The organism is Pseudomonas sp. FYR_7 (assembly GCF_043106155.1).
In the GTDB taxonomy this organism is placed as follows: Bacteria; Pseudomonadota; Gammaproteobacteria; order Pseudomonadales; family Pseudomonadaceae; genus Aquipseudomonas; species Aquipseudomonas parafulva_B.
On the sequence record NZ_JBICMI010000031.1, the window covers coordinates 1 to 17,292 of the forward strand.

At 63.0% G+C, this 17,292-nt stretch carries 11 protein-coding genes and 2 pseudogenes; 2 read left to right on the top strand and 11 right to left on the bottom strand.

Annotation, left to right across the window (positions count from 1 at the left end; translation table 11 throughout):
• Nucleotides 1–130: 130 nt before the first annotated feature.
• The 3 genes from ACF8R3_RS07660 to pssA all read right to left on the bottom strand — a co-directional run bounded on the left by ACF8R3_RS07660 (nt 131) and on the right by pssA (nt 5,531).
• Complete coding sequence (locus ACF8R3_RS07660; protein WP_392515392.1) at nt 131–1,279, bottom strand: GGDEF domain-containing protein; 1,149 nt, start codon at nt 1,277–1,279, stop codon at nt 131–133.
• Between the two features lie 281 nt (nt 1,280–1,560).
• Entirely contained in the window at nt 1,561–4,101 is a 2,541-nt protein-coding gene (locus ACF8R3_RS07665; protein WP_392515393.1) for an EAL domain-containing protein, read from the bottom strand.
• A gap of 101 nt (nt 4,102–4,202) precedes the next feature.
• Complete coding sequence (gene pssA, locus ACF8R3_RS07670; protein WP_392515395.1) at nt 4,203–5,531, bottom strand: CDP-diacylglycerol--serine O-phosphatidyltransferase; 1,329 nt, start codon at nt 5,529–5,531, stop codon at nt 4,203–4,205.
• A 52-nt stretch (nt 5,532–5,583) separates the two neighbouring features.
• Between pssA and ACF8R3_RS07675 the strand changes: the two are divergent.
• Nucleotides 5,584–6,202 (top strand): annotated as a pseudogene (locus tag ACF8R3_RS07675) (helix-turn-helix domain-containing protein).
• A gap of 15 nt (nt 6,203–6,217) precedes the next feature.
• Here ACF8R3_RS07675 and ACF8R3_RS07680 read toward each other — a convergent pair.
• From ACF8R3_RS07680 to ACF8R3_RS07710, 7 genes and pseudogenes are all read right to left on the bottom strand, one after another.
• Nucleotides 6,218–7,429 (bottom strand): annotated as a pseudogene (locus ACF8R3_RS07680) (M24 family metallopeptidase).
• 150 nt (nt 7,430–7,579) lie between these two features.
• Nucleotides 7,580–8,458, bottom strand: coding sequence for a DMT family transporter (locus ACF8R3_RS07685; RefSeq protein ID WP_058638376.1), 879 nt, complete (start codon nt 8,456–8,458; stop codon nt 7,580–7,582).
• Nucleotides 8,459–8,625: 167 nt separating this feature from the next.
• On the bottom strand, nt 8,626–10,038 hold the full coding sequence (locus tag ACF8R3_RS07690; RefSeq protein ID WP_392515397.1) for a DOPA decarboxylase: 1,413 nt from the start codon (nt 10,036–10,038) through the stop codon (nt 8,626–8,628).
• Between the two features lie 118 nt (nt 10,039–10,156).
• Nucleotides 10,157–11,101 (bottom strand): LysR family transcriptional regulator, encoded by a 945-nt coding sequence (locus tag ACF8R3_RS07695; protein WP_392515399.1) that lies wholly within the window; start codon nt 11,099–11,101, stop codon nt 10,157–10,159.
• 99 nt (nt 11,102–11,200) lie between these two features.
• The gene (locus tag ACF8R3_RS07700) at nt 11,201–11,911 is read right to left on the bottom strand and encodes a YebC/PmpR family DNA-binding transcriptional regulator (protein ID WP_196122013.1); all 711 of its coding nucleotides are present in this window, start codon (nt 11,909–11,911) and stop codon (nt 11,201–11,203) included.
• Nucleotides 11,912–12,034: 123 nt separating this feature from the next.
• Nucleotides 12,035–12,811, bottom strand: coding sequence for a trans-aconitate 2-methyltransferase (gene tam, locus ACF8R3_RS07705; protein ID WP_196186741.1), 777 nt, complete (start codon nt 12,809–12,811; stop codon nt 12,035–12,037).
• 110 nt (nt 12,812–12,921) lie between these two features.
• On the bottom strand, nt 12,922–14,331 hold the full coding sequence (locus ACF8R3_RS07710) for an amino acid permease (protein WP_027914808.1): 1,410 nt from the start codon (nt 14,329–14,331) through the stop codon (nt 12,922–12,924).
• A 323-nt stretch (nt 14,332–14,654) separates the two neighbouring features.
• On the opposite strand from ACF8R3_RS07710, the gene ACF8R3_RS07715 reads away from it, so the two are divergent.
• On the top strand, nt 14,655–16,070 hold the full coding sequence (locus ACF8R3_RS07715) for a PLP-dependent aminotransferase family protein (RefSeq protein WP_078478500.1): 1,416 nt from the start codon (nt 14,655–14,657) through the stop codon (nt 16,068–16,070).
• A gap of 220 nt (nt 16,071–16,290) precedes the next feature.
• On the opposite strand, the gene ACF8R3_RS07720 is transcribed toward ACF8R3_RS07715, so the two are convergent.
• Nucleotides 16,291–17,268, bottom strand: coding sequence for a polyprenyl synthetase family protein (locus ACF8R3_RS07720; RefSeq protein ID WP_196127301.1), 978 nt, complete (start codon nt 17,266–17,268; stop codon nt 16,291–16,293).
• Nucleotides 17,269–17,292 lie beyond the last annotated feature (24 nt).

Here is a 17,292-nt window from a genome sequence, read left to right on the forward strand (position 1 = left end):
CCCAGCCTACAAACGTCCCAGCCCTTTTGCCCGGACACTGCGGCCCACTCCGGCCGGTGAGGCCTACAGGGCTGCACACGTAGATCAATGACGAGGCAGGATTAGCCGAACAACCACACCCCTACCTCGCTCAAGAAAACTCGCCACCTGTCACCTGTCGCTCCACAAATCGAATGCTGTTGCGCCCTGCGCGCTTGGACTCGTACAACGCCACATCCCCCTGCTCGATCAGCGCCGCCAGACTCGCTGGCGCCTGGTCAAACACATTCACCCCAATGCTCAACGTCACCGCTGCAGGTGTCGGGACTGCCCCGCCGGCATAGGCCTGAAATTGCTCCCGTAGTCCCTTGGCCAACCCCAGGACCCCTTCACGGCTAGCCCCACTGAGCAAAATCACGAACTCATCCCCGCCCAACCGCGCCGCCAGGGAGCGCTCGGGCAACACCGCACGGATCATTTCACTCAAGGCCACCAGCAACCGGTCCCCCGCTGCATGCCCATGCAGGTCGTTCACCAGCTTGAAATTGTCGATATCGATCAACAACAACGCTGCAGGCCGGACATTGCTGACCTCCTTGAAGAAAGGCCCCGCACGCACTTCCAGGGCACGCCGGTTGTACAGCGCAGTCAGCGGATCCCGTGCGGCCAGCCGAGCGATGCGTTCTTCGCGGCGGTAGCGAACCGTGCCTGTCATGGACAGCGCGATCAGCATGATTGCCATGGCACCCTCCACCAGGGAGATCTGGATGATCAATCCCCCGAAACTGGCCAGGTCAATCAACGTGCCCGGCGCAATCGCAATGATCGCCTTGATCACGTAGAACAACCCATGGACCAGAAGCACGTACCGCAACTGGACTGCACCTACGCTCAGCGACTGCCCATGCGGCTGCAGCAGGCTACTGGCCTTCAAGGTCAGGGCGGCAACCAGCAGCGAGTTGGCCATCAGCATGACTTTCGACCACTCTGGGCCTGCAGGCAGCAGTAACAGGGCAAACCAGATCAGCACGATCACCAGCCAGGCCCGCGAAATCCGGTCCTGGGTGAAGCGCAGCACGCCTAGCAGGAACAAGCCATGGGCCACGACCAGCAGGCCGTTCGCGAACCAGATGCCGATGAACAAAAGGCCAACGCCTCGCAGCAGCGCCAAGGTGCAACCGACGGTAATGGTCGCGAACCCGGCGCTCCAGTACAGCAACGATGACTCGCGGACACTGCGCCACTCTATTGCCAGGTACAACGCCGCCGCTGCCGCCAAGGCGATGGAAATGGTGAGCATGGTAGGTGGGTCTAGCGCCATGGCGGGTGTAGCCTATCGAAGTGGTTTGTAAAGGCGGCGATTGTATGCGCTCGCGCTGGATTTTCAGAGCAGCAGACGACCGCGTGCGCCAGACTTTTCTGCCGCCGTGACTTGCAGCTTCATAGCAGCCCTCTGGTAGGAGCGGCCCTTGTGCCGCGATGGGCCGCGCAGCGGCCCCGGCGATCCGTGGTACAGCGTTCAAATCCCAGGGCCGCTGCGCGGCCCACCGCGGCACAAGGACCGCCCCTACAAGTGCTACGTTAATCAGGGGTATGTGTGGCGGCCGACGCCATCAATGAGATCAACGCCTGGTTGTCCACCGGACGACTCAACCAGTAACCCTGCACCTCATGGCACTGGTCATCACTGAGCAAAGCGAGCTGCTCCGCAGTTTCCACCCCCTCGGCCGTGACCGTCATGCCCATGGCGTTCCCCAGGCTGATGATCGCCTGCACCACACTGCGGTCACTGCTGCTCTTGCCCAGCGACTGGACGAACCGACGATCGATCTTGATGCTGTCGAACGGGTAAGTACGCAGGTAGCCCAGTGACGAATAGCCTGTGCCGAAGTCGTCCATGTTCAAGCGCACACCAAGTTCCTTCAATGCGTTCATCGTCTGCAACGCGCCTTCAACGTCGTTGAGCATCACGTTCTCGGTGATTTCCAACTCCAGCCGGTGCGCAGGCAGCCCGGTGGTGCGCAAGGCCTCGGCCACATCGCGTACCACGTCGCTGCGGCTGAACTGGGCAGGGGACATGTTCACGGACACCAGCACATCGAGCGGCCAGGCTCCTGCCTCCTTGCAAGCCTCCTGCAGCACCCAGTTGCCCAGCAACACGATCACATCGCTTTCCTCGGCCAAGCCGACAAATTCGTCCGGCATCAGCAACCCAAGGCGGGGGTGCTGCCAGCGCACCAGCGCTTCGGCGGAGGCGATCGTTACCCCGTCCACCTTGAACCGTGGCTGGAAATGCAAACGCAGTTCGCCACGGGGGATGCCTTCGCGCAGCTCCTGTTCGAGCACGCGCTTTTCAAGCAGCGCAGCGCTCATCTGCGTGGAGAAATACCGCCATGTGTTCTTGCCCGATTGCTTGGCCCCGTACAGCGCTACGTCGGCATAACGGATCAGGTCGCTAGGGCCACCTGGGTAATCGTCGGAGATGACCACACCCAGGCTGGCGCCTATCTGTACCTTGTGGTGCTCCACCGCCATCGGCTGCTTGAGGGTGTCGATGAGCCGGGCGCAGAACCGGTCGAGTTCATCACGCGTGCCCGGTGCGATCAGGACGATGACGAACTCGTCCCCGCCCAGGCGCGCTACCAGGTCGCTGGAACGGGTCATTTGACCAAGCCGCGTCGCCACCTCCATCAACACTGCATCACCGGCCGGGTGGCCGAGGCTGTCATTGATCGGCTTGAAGTTGTCCAGGTCGAGCATCAGCACGGCCCGCGACACCTTGGCGCTGTCCTCGAGGAAGCGGAACAGCTTGTTACGGTTGGGCAGCCCGGTCAGGGCGTCATGTTGTGACAGGTGCTGAATTCGGGCATGGGCTGCCACCTCATCGGTGATGTCGGTACAGGTGCCGCGGAATCCCTTGCAGATTTTGTGCTCGATGATGGCCCTGGCCGCGATTCGGCACTCGCGTCGCTGCCCGGCCTTGTCCAGGTAATGGCAGCGCAGCGTGCCGGTAGACTCGCTGGCGCCCAGGCTGTGCAGCCAGGTTTCGACATGACCGGTTTCACAATCGAACAACGTGCAGATCGGCTGATTGAGCCAGAGCTCGGCGTCGTGCCCGGTCAGTTCGGCAAAGCGTGGTGAAAGATAGATCAGGTGCTGCTGCGCATCGGTCTCCCAGATCCAGTCGGAAGCCGCCTCGGCCACGGCCTTGAAGCGCGCTTCGCTGGCCTCCAGCGCCCGCTTGGAAATAGCCAGCTGATGGTAGCTGCGGTCAATGTCGGCGCTGGTGCGCATGGCATAGCGTGCAAGCAATACCATCAGCGCCAGGATAATCAGCAGCGCCACCGCCAGCGGTGTGAATACCGTTTGCAACAGATCGCTGCCGGGCTGGTCCATGCGCCAGGTCAAACGATAGGGAACCCCCTGAAGTCGCAAATGCCCCATATCGTCCGCAGCATTGTCGCTTGCAGCGATAGCCAAGTCCGTGAGGCCGGCTGTCTTACCCATCTGACTCAGCAAGTCGGCCTCGATCAATCGAATGAAGACCATCACCGAGTGATGCTTAGCCAGGCCGTCGGCGAGGCCAGGAGGACGTATCACGGCAGAGGTGAAGACCGCAGGCTGGCCAGCAAACATGACGTAGCCCGACGCCGGTTGCTTCTGCGCCATGGCCTGGCGGGCTTGTTGCAGGATGCGATGACCCTCGGGGCTGAAGTGATCGAAACCCAAGTCTGTCAGACGCCCTTGCACTATTGCATAAAGCGTACCCTGATCATCCAGGACGAACACGCCCGCATAGCCATCATCGCTATAGAGCGTGGCACCAACGTTGCCCTCATCGAACGCCCATTGCCGGTCCGCTGGACGCGCCAGATGGTCGTAAGCTGCCTGCCAGGAAGCATGGGTCCACAGATAGGCGCGCTCGGCCTTGTGCAACTGTGCCAAGGCCGCATTCGCATGGAATCGGCTTTGTTCCAGCTCCCGCTGATCGAGCGAAACGGCGATGCGATAAAGCGACACCAGCCCCAGGATCATCGCCAACAAAAGCAGGCCCGAAAAAGCCAGCACAAGGCGGCGAACCATACGGCTGCGCGGCGAATCATTGCCAAAAGCTGCTTCCATTCCTTGAGCGCCTATTGTCGGGGATGCACAGGGTGGACCTACAGCGTGCCCGGCCGATCAACGCTATCGACCATCGGGCAGGCCGCACTACAGCCCCTGCCCTACAGCACCCGCTTGATCAACGGTTCCAACCGACTATAGCGTAGCCTGCGCAGCAGCTTGCGCACGGGTTTGGGGTGTTCGGCCTTGACGCCTAGAGCGTGCGCCGAACCGATAGCCGGGGCATGTTCACGCAATGCGCTCAGCTCCTGCTCGCACGGCCCCCGCCATTGCCCAAGGGGGTCATCGATAAGCAGGCCGTTCTCCAGGTCCAGGTTGAAGCCGCGCGGGTTCAGGTTGTTGCCAGTCAGCAAGCTATAACGTTCATCGACCCACACGCCCTTGGCATGAAAGGTGTGCCCGGGATCGTTCCACAATCGAACCTGCAGCTGACCACTGGCCAGCAGGTGCTCGCGACGGCGCGCAAAGGCCCTGAGGTTGTCCTCATACAGATAAGGCAATGCCCCGCTGGCATGGAACGGTTCTCCCGGAGGGACGTAGAAGTCATTGGCAGTACGATGGCCGACGATGAACTCTACCTGCACGCCGCGTGCCAACGCGTCGTCAATTTCGCGCATCACGACCCGCGGCGGATTGAAGTACGGGGTGCTGATGACGATACGTTCGCGGGCCACGGCCAACAGCGCGCACACCGTCTTGTTCAATGCATTGCGCCTGCCGACGCCGATCAGCGGAATCACTCGCAGGTTCCCCGGCTCGGTTGCAGGGCCTGGTGCATATGTCAGCCGGCGCATCCGTGCCCGCAGACGGCGAATGTCACTGCGCAAATCGGCGGTCGAAGGCGGCGCAGGAAGGTCCAGGCGCGGCGTGGCCTGCGGGTGAAGCAGCCGATGCACCAGGTCGACCATGCAATCGGCCAGGGCCCTGCTGTGGAACAGGTGGTAGCGATCGAGCCGGTAACGGTCGAACCGATGCAGGTAGACGTTGTTGAGGCTGGCACCGGTGTATATGACGCAGTCATCGATAATGCTGCCCTTGAGGTGCAGCACCCCGAAGAGTTCGCGGGTCTGCACAGGCACGCCGTAGATCGCGATGTCCAACTGGCGGCTCTGGCGCTCGGCCTGGTACCAGGCTGCATTGCCAGGCTGCCTGCCCGCCCCCAGCAGGCCACGCCGGGCCCGGAACCAGTCCACCACGACGGTTATTTCAAGCCCTGGACGAGCCGCCTTGGCCTGATAGAGTGCGTCCAGCACCTCCTGGCCCGCCTCGTCATGTTGCAAGTAGAGCGCCACGATGACGATCCGCCGGGTCGCTGCGCCGATACGCTCGAGCAGGCAGGCTCGGTAGGCCTGGGCATCGGGGAGCACTTCGATCGCATCGGCGGCCAACGGGTAGCCTGGCAACTGGGCCAACAGGTTTTCTGGGTTCACTTGCAGCCACCTTCTGGGCAAACTATGCCCCAGCTTGCACAGGAATCGCTCAATGGTCCACCCCGCTTCGGTAAATCCACACTCCGGCACGGTCAAGACATTCGGTTTTCTGATCATGCCCAATTTCACCACCATCGGCCTGGCATCGGCGGTGGAAACGCTGCGCAAGGCCAACCTGGCCGCATGTAGGCCCGTGTTTCACAGCGTACTGATCGCGGCGCAGGAGGGGCCGGTCACCGCCAGCAACGGCATGCGCGTGCTGCCCGATTACACGCTCGGTGATGCGCCAGCGCTGGACGTACTGTTGGTAGCGGGCCTTAACCCCATCGAGCGCGGCCCTGCCACCGGGGCGCACATCCGCTGAAGTCGTTGCGATCATGGAAGCCAACCTCGAGGAGCCGTTGGCACCCAGCGAGCTGGCCAACCTGACCGGCATCACCGTGCGCCAGCTCGAGCGCCTGTTCAAGCATCAGCTGCAACGTACCCCCACGCGCTATTACCAGGAACTACGGCTAACCCATGCCAGGCAGTTGCTGCTGCAAGGCGACGCGCCGGTTGGCGACGTCGCACTGGCCTGCGGCTTCGGCTCGGCGGCGCACTTTTCCAAGGCGTACAGCCGACTGTTCGGTGTTTCGCCTTCCGCGCAGCGCCGCCTGGCAGCCTTGCGCTGACAGAGCGCTCGCTGCTCATTTGCAGATGACGTTGTGCTGCGGCCCATAGGGGAACTGGGTAATGTTATCGGCCCCCTGCTCGGTCACGACCAGAATGTCATGCTCGCGATAGCCGCCTGCCCCTGGCAGGCCCTGTGGCAGCATGATCATGGGCTCGATCGACACCACCATGCCCGGCTCCAGTACGGTGTCGATGTCCTCGCGCAACTCCAGGCCGGCCTCGCGCCCGTAGTAGTGGCACAACACGCCGAAGGAATGGCCGTAGCCGAAGGTACGGTATTGCAGCAGGTCGTGCTGGCGGTAGATTTCATTGAGCTCAGCAGCAATGTCGCAACACCGTACGCCTGGACGGACGAGGCGCTGACCTGCCTCGTGCACCTGAACGTTCACCTGCCACAGGCGCAGGTACTCGTCCGGGCATTGATCGAGAAAGAGTGTGCGCTCCAACGCCGTGTAGTAGCCGCTGATCATCGGGAAGCAGTTGAGGCTGAGGATTTCGCCCCGGCCCACGCGACGGCTGGTTACCGGATTGTGGGCGCCATCGGTGTTGGGCCCGGATTGAAACAGCGTCCAGGTGTCCATCAACTGGCTGTCGGGATAGCGCCTGGCAATGTCCCGGACCATGGCCTGGGTGGCATGCAGTGCCACCTCGAACTCCGGCGCCTGGTCAGCCAGCGCGTCGATCACCGCCGCACCGCCGACTTTGGCGACCTGTGCCCCCTGGCGGATCAGGGCCTGCTCTTCAGCCGACTTGATCAGCCGCAGGCGCATGCAGGCGGTGCTGATATCGACCAGCCCGGCATGCGGGTAGCATGCCGCGAGTGCGGCATGGGTGTGGCGCGTCAGGTGATCACCCTCCACGCCAATGCGCCCCGCCTGCGGCAGCGCCTGGCGCTGGGCGGTGAAAAAACTGCCCTGCCGCCAGTCGGTGTAGACGATGTTGTCGGTGCCGATCGACCGACGCCATGGCTGACCGCCATCGATGTTGGCACTGATCGGGACGACCTGATCAGGGGTGATCACCACCGCGTAGGCGCGCCCAAACGCGCAATAGAGGTAGTCACTCTAGTAGTTGACGTTGTGGTAGGAAATAAAGACGAGTGCCTCGAGCTGCTGGGCGCTCATCAGGGTGCGCACCTCGGCATGCCGGCGGGCATATTCTTGAGCCAAGAACGTCGCTTCGACCTTCTGGCCATTGCGAATCCTGAGGGTATCGGGCATGTGCATGATCGTGATTCCTTGGGGTTGTGAGCATGCAAGTCAGGCCGGCCGCCTGAAAGCATTGCAGCACGCAACCCACATGCACGTTTGTACCCAAGCGACTTCGAATTGGCAGCAGTACTGCCTTTCACATCTGCAGTGGCACTGGCCAGTGCGCTAACGCCGCCGTTGCATCCAGGCTGCCCCCAGCCCACTGAGGCAGATCACGCAAATCCCGACCAGGCTGAGCGTATCGGGGGTCTGGCCATAGAACACCAGGCCCAGCAGGCCAGCGAAGACGATCTGGCAGTAGCTGAACGGCGCCAACAGCGCAGGCGCTGCGAAACGGAAGGCCTGGGTCAGCAGCAGGTGAGCGGTCATACCGAAACCACCCAGCGCCAGCATCAGCAAGGCATGGTCCCAGCGCGGCGTTTCCCAGAAAAACGGCACCAGCGCACTCATGGCCAGGGTGTTGCACAACCCTGCATAGAAATTGCTGGTGGTCGGGCTGTCGTGCGCCGCCAGGATGCGGGTCAACAATTGGTAGAAAGAGAAGCCCAGCGCCGAGCCGAACGGGTACAGGATGGCGGGCGTGAACAGCGCCCCGCCTGGATGCACGACAATCAGCACCCCCAGAAAGCCCAATACCACTGCCACCCATTGCGCTATCGTGACCCGTTCCTTGAGCAGTGGTACAGACAGGGCAGTGACCAGTACCGGTGCAAGGAAGTTGACCGCAGTCGCTTCGGCCAATGGCAGGTACTGCAACCCAGAGGTGAACAGCAGGCTGGTGCTGAGCAGGCTCAAGGCGCGCAAGGTTTGCAGCAGCGGGCGTCGGGTGCGCAACACGTTGATGCCCGAGCGCGGCAGGAAAATGCCAGCCATCAACAGTGTGTGCACCACGTACCGTGCCCACACCACCATCACGATCGGGTACAGCCCTCCCAGGAACTTGGACAAGGCGTCGTGGCTGGCGAACATGAACGTGGCGCACACCACCAACACGATGCCGCGAAGCGGTTGGTTGACGCCGGACAGCGGGGTACTGGAACTCATGGCTCTCTCGAAGTGGACGCAAAACCGCGCTGCGCCATTATGAAGCCGCGCGCACGCCCCGATTGGGCGTGGCAGCAGGATTCTAGAAGAGATACCGGGCACGCGGAAGTTCAATCATCACCACAGCGTGTTTTTCCTTGGGGCAACGGGTACGGGCGCCACGGCTGTCAGCCCTGCACCACATGCTGCAGCCTGGCCCAGAGACGTTGCACATCCTCCCTCTCAGTGCCCAGGGCGCCAATCGACACACGCACCATCCAGCGTCCGTCGAGCACCGCGGGCGTCACATAGGCGTCGCCCGATGCATTCAGGCGCTCGGCCCAGGCTCGGGTATGGGCGTCCAGCGCCTGGCCGGCCATCCCTTCAGGGCAATGCCGAAGGCACAGCGTCTGCAACGGCACAGGGGCGAGCAACTGCCAGTCGCTTGCCGCGCGCACTTGTTCGGCCAGCCACCTGGCATTGTCCAGGTCCCTGCGCAGCCGTGCTTGCAAGGCCTCGACACCTTCTGCGCGCAACATGAACCACAGTTTCAAGGCGCGGAACCTGCGCCCCAAGGGAATGCCCCAGTCGCGCAGGTTCTCGACCTGCCCATCGACCGAGGACTGCAAGTAGCTGGGGTTGGTGCTCATCACGCGCACAAGGTGCTGGGGGTCGCGCACATAATAGACCGAGCAGTCGAACGCTACCCCCAGCCATTTGTGCGCATTGACCACCACCGAATCGGCAAGCTCTATCCCATCCCACATCCAGCGGCACTCGGGCAGTATCATCGCCGAGCCGGCCATGGCTGAGTCCACGTGCAGCCACAGGCCATGTTGCTGGGCCAGCGCGCTGATGGCGCGCAGCGGGTCGAGGGCCGTAGTGGCGGTAGTGCCGCAGGTGGCAACGATCGCACACGGCCGATTGCCAGCCGCCAGGTCCTGTTCGATGGCCTGCTCGAGCGCAGTCGGGCACAGCGCATAGGCTTCATCGGTCGCGATCAGGCGGATATTGTCGCGGCCAAAGCCTGCCAGCAACGCCGCCTTGTCCACCGAACTGTGGGCATGGGCGCTGACATACACGATCAGGGGCTGGTCCTGGCCTTGAAGCCCGTGACGGACCAGGGCGTAATCACTTGAGCGCTCACGGGCGCAGATGAGCGCGACCAGGGTGCTGGTCGAGGCGGTGTCCTGAATCACCCCGCTCCACTGCTGCGACAAACCCAGCATCTGGCGCAACCAGTCCAAGGTCGTTTCTTCCAGTTCGCTCAACGCTGGGCTCGATTGCCACGACAAGCCCAGTACGCCAAGCCCGGTACTCAGGAAGTCCCCCAGCACGGAGGACAGCGTCCCATTGGAGGGAAAATAACCGTAGAAATCCGGGTGCTGCCAATGGGACAGGCCCGGCATGATCAACCCGTCCACGTCCTTGAGAATCGCGTCGAACGGCTCGCCCTGTTGCGGCGCGACCGGCGGCAGCGCCGCCTTCAGGTAACCGGGCTCGACCTGGGCCATGACCGGGCGCTGCTGCACGGTCTGGCGGTAATCGGCGATCAGGTCGATCAGTTTATGGCCATACTGGCGAAACGCTTCGGGGGTCATGCACGTGCTCCTGTGGTGGGCGCCTCACGCGCTGACGGCGGTCAGTGCGTGAGGCGGCTGGCTGGGAGCAGTGTAGAGTGCGCCGCCTGCGCGAAGAACCGCGCCCTGCGCATAGCTGCTATGGCAAATACGCAACGCCGCCCTGGACACCGAATTGAGATTGGCGCCACAGGTCGAACACCCGGTTTCGAAACCAGCGATGCTCGGCCGACCCATGCAAACGTTCGTGCCACACCACCCAATACCGCTGACTGTGCTCGACGAACCCCAACGGGCGCCACGCCAGCGGATACAGGCGGCACAATTGGCGGGCGATGTGTTCGGGTACGGTAGCCACTGCCTGGCTGCTGGCGACCACCTTTACCGTGGCGCAAAAAAACGGCACTTGCAGGCTGATGTGCCGTTGCAGGCCCTGCGCACGCAGATGCTGGTCAATGAAGCTGTCCTTGTCCCCGCCACCGGAGATTCGTACATGCCTGCACGCCAGGTAGTCGCTTTGCGGAACCCGCCCATGAGCGGTCAAGGGATGATCCGGTGCCATCAGGCACACCGCCCGATCCTCGCCCAGCAGACGCCCGTGCACATTGGGCGGCGACTCGTCGAACAAGGTGGTGGCAAGGTCGATCTCGCCACTGGCGAGCAGGTCATATTGCCCGGCTTGCCAGGTGCGGTACTCCAGGCTGATGCCTGGCGCTTCCTGCTCCAGCGCCGTCACCAGCAAAGGGAGCATATGCTCGGCGACATAATCGGAAGCAGCAAGGCAAAAGCGGCGTTGGCAGCGGCCAGGCTCGAATACCGCAGGCTGACGAAGCGCCTGCAGCTCGTCCAGCACCTGGCGCAAGGGCTCGCGTAGCGTCTGGGCATGCTCGCTCAGCACGTAGCCTCGGCCTTGACGCACCAGCAGCGGGTCGTCGAAGGCCTCGCGAAGTTGAGCCAACTGGCGGCTCAAGGCCGACTGGCTCACGCCCAGCCGCTCAGCCGCCCGGCTAAGGTTCTGCACCTGCAGCAGGTGATCGAGCACCCGCAGGTGCCCAAGGCTGAGCGTGGCAAAGGCAGGATTCACGGCAGCTCCCGCTCGGGGCACGCCCCGGTGCAGCGCTGCCCAGCCATCGCCTGTACGAGACGCCTGGCAATGGGCAGCATCGGCAGATGGGGCTCGCGCTTACTGCGTCAAGCCAACGTAGACGTTCTGGACGTCGTCGTTCTCGTCGATGGCTTCGAGAAACGCCTCGACTTCGGCCAGGGCTTCGGCACTCAGGCTCGAAGCACTCACCGGGTTTTTCGGGGTGTAGCCGATCTTGGCCGACGTGACGGTGAAACCGTGCACCGGCAGGGCCTTCTGCACAGCGTCCAGGTCGGTGGTATCGGTGATGAACAGGGTAGACCCCTCCTCTTCGCCTTCTTCGAAGTCCTGGGCCCCGGCTTCGATGGCAGCCATCTCAGGATCAGCGTCACCGTTGGGGGTGGCTTCGATCAGCCCCACATGGTTGAAGTCCCAGGAGACCGAGCCGCTGGCACCGAGTTGGCCCTTGCGGAACAGCACACGAATTTGCGCGACCGTGCGGTTGACGTTGTCAGTCAGGCACTCGACGATCAGCGGGACCTGGTGCGGGGCGAAGCCTTCGTAGCTGACAGCCGCATACTGCACGGCATCGCCATCCAGGCCAGCACCCTTGCGGATGGCCCGCTCCAGGGTTTCGCGGGTCATCGAAGCCTTCTTGGCCTGTTCGATGGCTAGGCGCAAACGCGGGTTCATGTCCGGGTCAGCGCCGGATTTGGCGGCGATCTGGATTTCCTTGGACAGCTTGCCCATGATCTTGCCCTTGGCATTGGCCGCGGCTTCTTTATGTTTGGCTTTCCACTGTGCGCCCATGTCGACTCTCTTGTTTCAGCGGCCGGTTCAGGAAACGACCGGCACAAAAAGTGGGAGCAGTTTATACGCCTATGGGCAAGGATCGACAACCGTCTGCGCTGCACCGACACTCCACCAGACGACTCAGCGGGTAGCGACTACGAACAAGCGCGGAAACGGCAGCAGCACCTTGCCATCGGAAGCTGGCGGGTAGGCGCCTTGCATCGCCTGCAGGTACATCTGCAGGAAATCATCCTGCTCATGCGGTTGCAGCCGCGACAGGTAAGGCCGCAAGGCCGAACCCTTGAACCACTGCACCACGCCCTCAGCGCCGTCGGCCAAGGGGTGGTGGTAGGTGGTGCGCCACACTTCCACCCGGGCACACAGCGGGCTCAACAGGTCGTAATAGAACGCCGCGCCATGGCGCGGCGGCAACTGGAAGTCCTCGAACTTGGCCGCCCACGGGCCACGGCAGGCGATCTCGCGCAGTGCGGTATGCGCGGGCTCCTCCAGGTTGTCGGGCGTCTGCACCGCAAGGCTTGCTCCTTCGCTGAGCTGACGCACCAAGTGCGGGTACAGCCGCCCGTGGTCGGGCACCCATTGCAGCGAGGCGTTGGCCAGGATCAGGTCCTGGGGCTCAGGAGCGGACCAGCCTGCGATGTCCGCCGTGACCATGTGCACGCGGGGGATGCACAGCCGCTTGCGCTCTCGGGCCTTCTCGATCATGTCCGGGTCGCTGTCCAGCGCGGTCACCTGCGCATCGGGGCAGCGTTGCAGCAGCACTTCGGTGGAATTGCCTGGCCCGCAGCCCAGGTCGGTGGCATGCCGCACCGGGCGCGGCGGCACCGCCCCCAGCAAGTCGCGCACCGCCCGGGTGCGTTCGTCTTCGAACAAGGAATACTGGGTGGCAGACCAGGACATGGCGACGTTCTCCGATGAGCGATGCCCTTCAGCATATGCCATCTGTCGCCCAAAACGCGAAGCGGCCGGCCCCTTGGAGGGAACCGGCCGCTTCGCAGAGCCGATGAGGCTTAGTGTCGAGGCGCGCTGCGCATCTGGTGCACAACCCCCATCGCCACCACCAGCGCCGCCGCGATGCCGGTGGAGATCACCAGGATCTGGTAGTCAGGCATGAACGCCATGGTCACCAGGGCCGCCACGATGAAGGCGATCACCAGGTAGGTGAGCCACGGGAACAGCCACATCTTCAGGCGCACTTCCTTGCCTTCGGCAATCAGCTTGCGGCGCATGCGCAGTTGGGAGAACGCGATCACCAGGTACACCAGCAGGGCAATCATGCCCGTGGTGTTCATCAGGGTATCGAGTACGTCCTTGGGGCGCAGGGTCTCGCTGAAGTTGATCAGCGCACACACCACTGCCACCGCGCACGAGCCCATGATCGCGTACACCGGCACGCCAGTGCCGGCACGGGTGATCTTGAAGAACGACGGTGCGTCACCACGCTGGGCCAGGGAGAACAGCATGCGCGAGGCGGTGTAGTGGCCAGAGATCAGGCAGCTGCTCACCGAGGTCAGCACCACGAAGTTCATCAGCAACTCGGCGTAAGGCACGCCCAGCAGCTCAAGGGTACGGCGATAGGCGCCGTATCCGGAGACGCCCAGGTGCGGGTCGTTCCACGGTACCAGGCAAACGATCAGGAAGATCGAGCCTACGTAGAATAGGCACACGCGCCATACCACCGAGTTGGTGGCCTTGACGATCTGCGCTGCCGGGTCCTTGGCCTCGGAGGCTGCGATGGTCACGATCTCGGCGCCCAGGAATGCAAACATCACGCCCAGCAACGCCCCGATGACGGTGGTGATGCCATTGGGCATGAAGCCTTCGGCGGTCAGGTGGGTAATGCCCCGCACCTCGCCGAATTGCCAGATGTTGAGCACCGCTGCGGTACAGACGATCAGGAAGCAGACGATCGCGATGACCTTGATCAGGGCGAACCAGAACTCGAACTCACCGTAGTGCTTGACGTTGAAGAAGTTGACCGTGATCAGCAGCAACGTCGTGGCCAGCACGAACACGTTGACACTCACATCTGGGAAGAACCCGTGCAGGATCTTGCCGGCTACGTAGGCTTCCCAGGCCATGAGAATGACCCAGTACCACCAGTACAGCCAGCCGATGGTGAAGCCGGCCCAGCGCCCGATGGCGCGGTCGGCGTAGGTGGAAAACGAGCCCGTGTCGGGTGAAGACGTTGCCATTTCGCCAAGCATGCGCATGATCAGCACCACGAGGATGCCGCCTGCCAGGTAGGCCAGCACCGCGGCCGGCCCGGCGCTGTGGATCACGCTGCCGGATCCTACGAACAAGGCGCCGCCGATGACCCCGGCGATGGACATCATCGTCAGGTGGCGCGACTTCAGCGAGGCACTGAGCTTGCTCTCATGCCCGCCGTTCGCGGTGGTGGTTGTGGATGTTGCGTCCATCAGTTGTGTACCCCGTGCTTCTTTTTATCCAAGGAAAACCGTGAAACCCCGATGGCTGGCGGTTTCACCTGTACATCAGTGCTAATGCGCGCAGGAGGTGTGAACGAACACACGCAGGCCATCCATGGCGGCCTGCTGACGCGCCCCAGGGCTGAGGCCTGGAGCGAACTGAACATGCTTTGTGTGGCGATATCCGACACCTAATGTAAAAATGTCCATCGCAGAGAGCCATGCACAGTGGCATGAAACTCGCACTGCACTGTACAGGTCGCCAACCCTATACACCGGGCCAGCACCTGGCGTTACACACCTGAAGGTCCCCCATGCTGCAATTGAACCCAGACGCTTCCACACCGTTGGTCAACCAGATCATCGACGGTCTGCGCACCCTGATCGACACACAGACGCTCAAGCCTGGCGCCAAGGTGCCGTCGATCCGCGCCTTCGCCGCCACCTACTCGGTCAGCACCTTCACCGTGGTGGAAGCCTACGATCGCCTGGTCGCTCAAGGGTTGCTGGTAAGCCGTGGCAACGCTGGCTTTTTCGTCAATCGCGCCGCCGCTGAACTCCTGGACACGCACACGGCTGACCCTGATGCAAGCCGACCAACGTTCAACACCGAGTGGTACCTGCAGCAGATCTTCGAAACCCGGCAGTTGCCGTTCAAGCCAGGCTGCGGCTGGCTGCCCAATGACTGGATGTACGAAGATGGCCTGCGCCGAGGGCTGCGGCAGGTGGCTGGCAGCCCACTGGAACTGTCCGGTTACGGCGACCCCATGGGGTTACCCGAACTACGGGCATTGACGGCGCAGAACCTGCAGCAGGATTTGTCGATCGTCGCCAACCCCGCTCAGCTGATGTTGACCCACGGCGCCAGCCAGGCCCTGGACCTGGCCGTGCGTACGCTGGTCCGGCCAGGTGACGTGGTACTGGTGGACGATCCTGGCTATCCCAACCTGATGAGCATACTGCGCACCCAAGGCGCAACGCTGCTGGGGGTGGCGCGCACGCCCAATGGCTACGACCTCAATCAGCTTGAGCGGTTGCTGGCGCAACATAGGCCCACGGCTTTCTTCACCCAGCCTCACCTGCACAGCCCGACGTGCTCGCGCACGCCGTTGCCCCAGCTGCACCGCCTGCTGCAACTGGCTAACCAGCATGGTTTCCGGCTGGTCGAAAACAACCTGTACGCCGACATGATCGCCGATCCTCAACCCTGCCTCGCCAGCCTGGACCACCTGCAGCAGGTGGTCTACGTGGGCAGTTACTCGAAAAGCATCTCGCCCAATGTGCGGGTGGGCTATCTGCTGGCCAATCCTGAACTGGCGCAACAGCTGGTACACCTGAAAATGCGCTCGGGCCTGACCACTTCGCAGGTCATGGAGCGGGTCGTCTATGCCGCCATCATCGACGGTCGCTGGCGCAAGCACCTCAAGCGCCTGCGTCAACGCCTGGCCGAGGCGCATCAACGGGTGGGTGAGCATCTGCACCGGCTAGGCTTCGAGCTGTTCACCGAATCGGACGAGGGGATGTACATCTGGACCCGGCATCCCTCGATCCCCGACAGCGCGCTGTTGCTCGATGACGCGCTCGAAAAAGGCATCATGCTCGGCCCCGGACAGTTGTTCATGGTCGATGCCAGGGCAACGGGCTGGATGCGTTTCAACGTGGCGTTCAGCCTGGACCCGGTCATGTGGGAACTGCTGGAAACGGTATTTGCCCGGCATGCCAGGCGATAGGGTCAGTGAGCACGCTATTGCTGCGGCGCTCTGGCTTGAGCTTCACAGGTTACGCGGCCCCCTGTAGGAGCGGCCCTTGTGCCGCGATGGGCCGCGCAGCGGCCCCAGGATTTAAGCTTCGCAGCTCATTTCGCCGGGGCCGCTTTGCGGCCCATCGCGGCACAAGGGCCGCTCCTACAGGGACTGCGTAGACCTTTGGATTGGCGCAACGCCCTGCGCCTTAGACGTGATGCACGACCGCTCCACCTACCGCAAGACCACCCAGGCCCTGACGCCATACGGTGCTGCCGGCAGCCTGCACACCCTTCGATGCGAACACCTTGCGCAATACCCCACCGATCGGCGAGGTCCCAAGGCCCAGGCTGTTCAGGCACTGTTCGACGCTCTGCAAATGGGCTTCCAACCGCTGGCGCACCTGCATTTCGCCACACATCGCCAGCAGGGTCGACTTGCCCTGGTCCAACCCCATGCTCTTGCCACTTTCCGGGTCACGGTCGTGCAAGTCGTCGTGCAACTGAAACGCCTGCCCCAACTCCCCCGCCAATTGCAGCAGGGTGCCCTGCTGGCTGGCGCCAGCCCCCGCCAGCCGGCCGGCCATGCCTAGCAGGGCCGAGAACAAGGCCCCGGTCTTGAGTTGATTGGTCTCGGCAATTTCAGCCGCCGTCCGCGGCCGTGCACCGTCACGCAGATCCTGCAACTGCCCCTTGACCAGCCCATCGGCACCGATGGCCGAGGTGAGGGTCACCACTAGGTCGCTGCGCACATCCGGCCCGACCGTCTGCAACCCCGCCACAACCCCAAACGCACGGGAGAGCAAGGCGATGGCCGTCAACACAGCCACGTCTTCGCCAAAAGCCAGGTGCAAGGTAGGGCGGCCGCGGCGCAAGGCGGCGTTGTCCATGCACGGCAGATCGTCCAGCACAAGGGAAGCTGCATGTACCATCTCGACGGCACAGCCGAGGTCGAGCGCTGCGTGTGGGCATGCGCCCAGACCCTGTGCCGTAAAAAGTAACAACAGGGGCCGCAAGCGCTTGCCTGGCGCCAGGGTACAGTCGCGCATGGCCGCAACCACGAGGTCGCGCTCGTGACCTGCCGATGGCAGCAAGGCTGCCAGCCGGGCCTCTACGGCCGCATGTGCGACGGCCAGTGACTGATCGTGATCAGCGCCAGCGCTGTGCGGGGGGGCGATGGTCGTCATCCTTGCCTCTCGATGTGGGCGGCC

Bases quoted from the DNA above. Each gene is read 5' to 3' on its own strand.
- ACF8R3_RS07660 (WP_392515392.1), bottom strand. From the start codon at position 1,279: ATGCTCACCATTTCCATCGCCTTGGCGGCAGCGGCGGCGTTGTACCTG.
- ACF8R3_RS07665 (WP_392515393.1), bottom strand. From the start codon at position 4,101: ATGGAAGCAGCTTTTGGCAATGATTCGCCGCGCAGCCGTATGGTTCGC.
- ACF8R3_RS07685 (WP_058638376.1), bottom strand. From the start codon at position 8,458: ATGAGTTCCAGTACCCCGCTGTCCGGCGTCAACCAACCGCTTCGCGGC.
- ACF8R3_RS07690 (WP_392515397.1), bottom strand. From the start codon at position 10,038: ATGACCCCCGAAGCGTTTCGCCAGTATGGCCATAAACTGATCGACCTG.
- ACF8R3_RS07700 (WP_196122013.1), bottom strand. From the start codon at position 11,911: ATGGGCGCACAGTGGAAAGCCAAACATAAAGAAGCCGCGGCCAATGCC.
- tam (WP_196186741.1), bottom strand. From the start codon at position 12,811: ATGTCCTGGTCTGCCACCCAGTATTCCTTGTTCGAAGACGAACGCACC.
- ACF8R3_RS07710 (WP_027914808.1), bottom strand. From the start codon at position 14,331: ATGGACGCAACATCCACAACCACCACCGCGAACGGCGGGCATGAGAGC.
- ACF8R3_RS07715 (WP_078478500.1), top strand. From the start codon at position 14,655: ATGCTGCAATTGAACCCAGACGCTTCCACACCGTTGGTCAACCAGATC.
- ACF8R3_RS07720 (WP_196127301.1), bottom strand. From the start codon at position 17,268: ATGACGACCATCGCCCCCCCGCACAGCGCTGGCGCTGATCACGATCAG.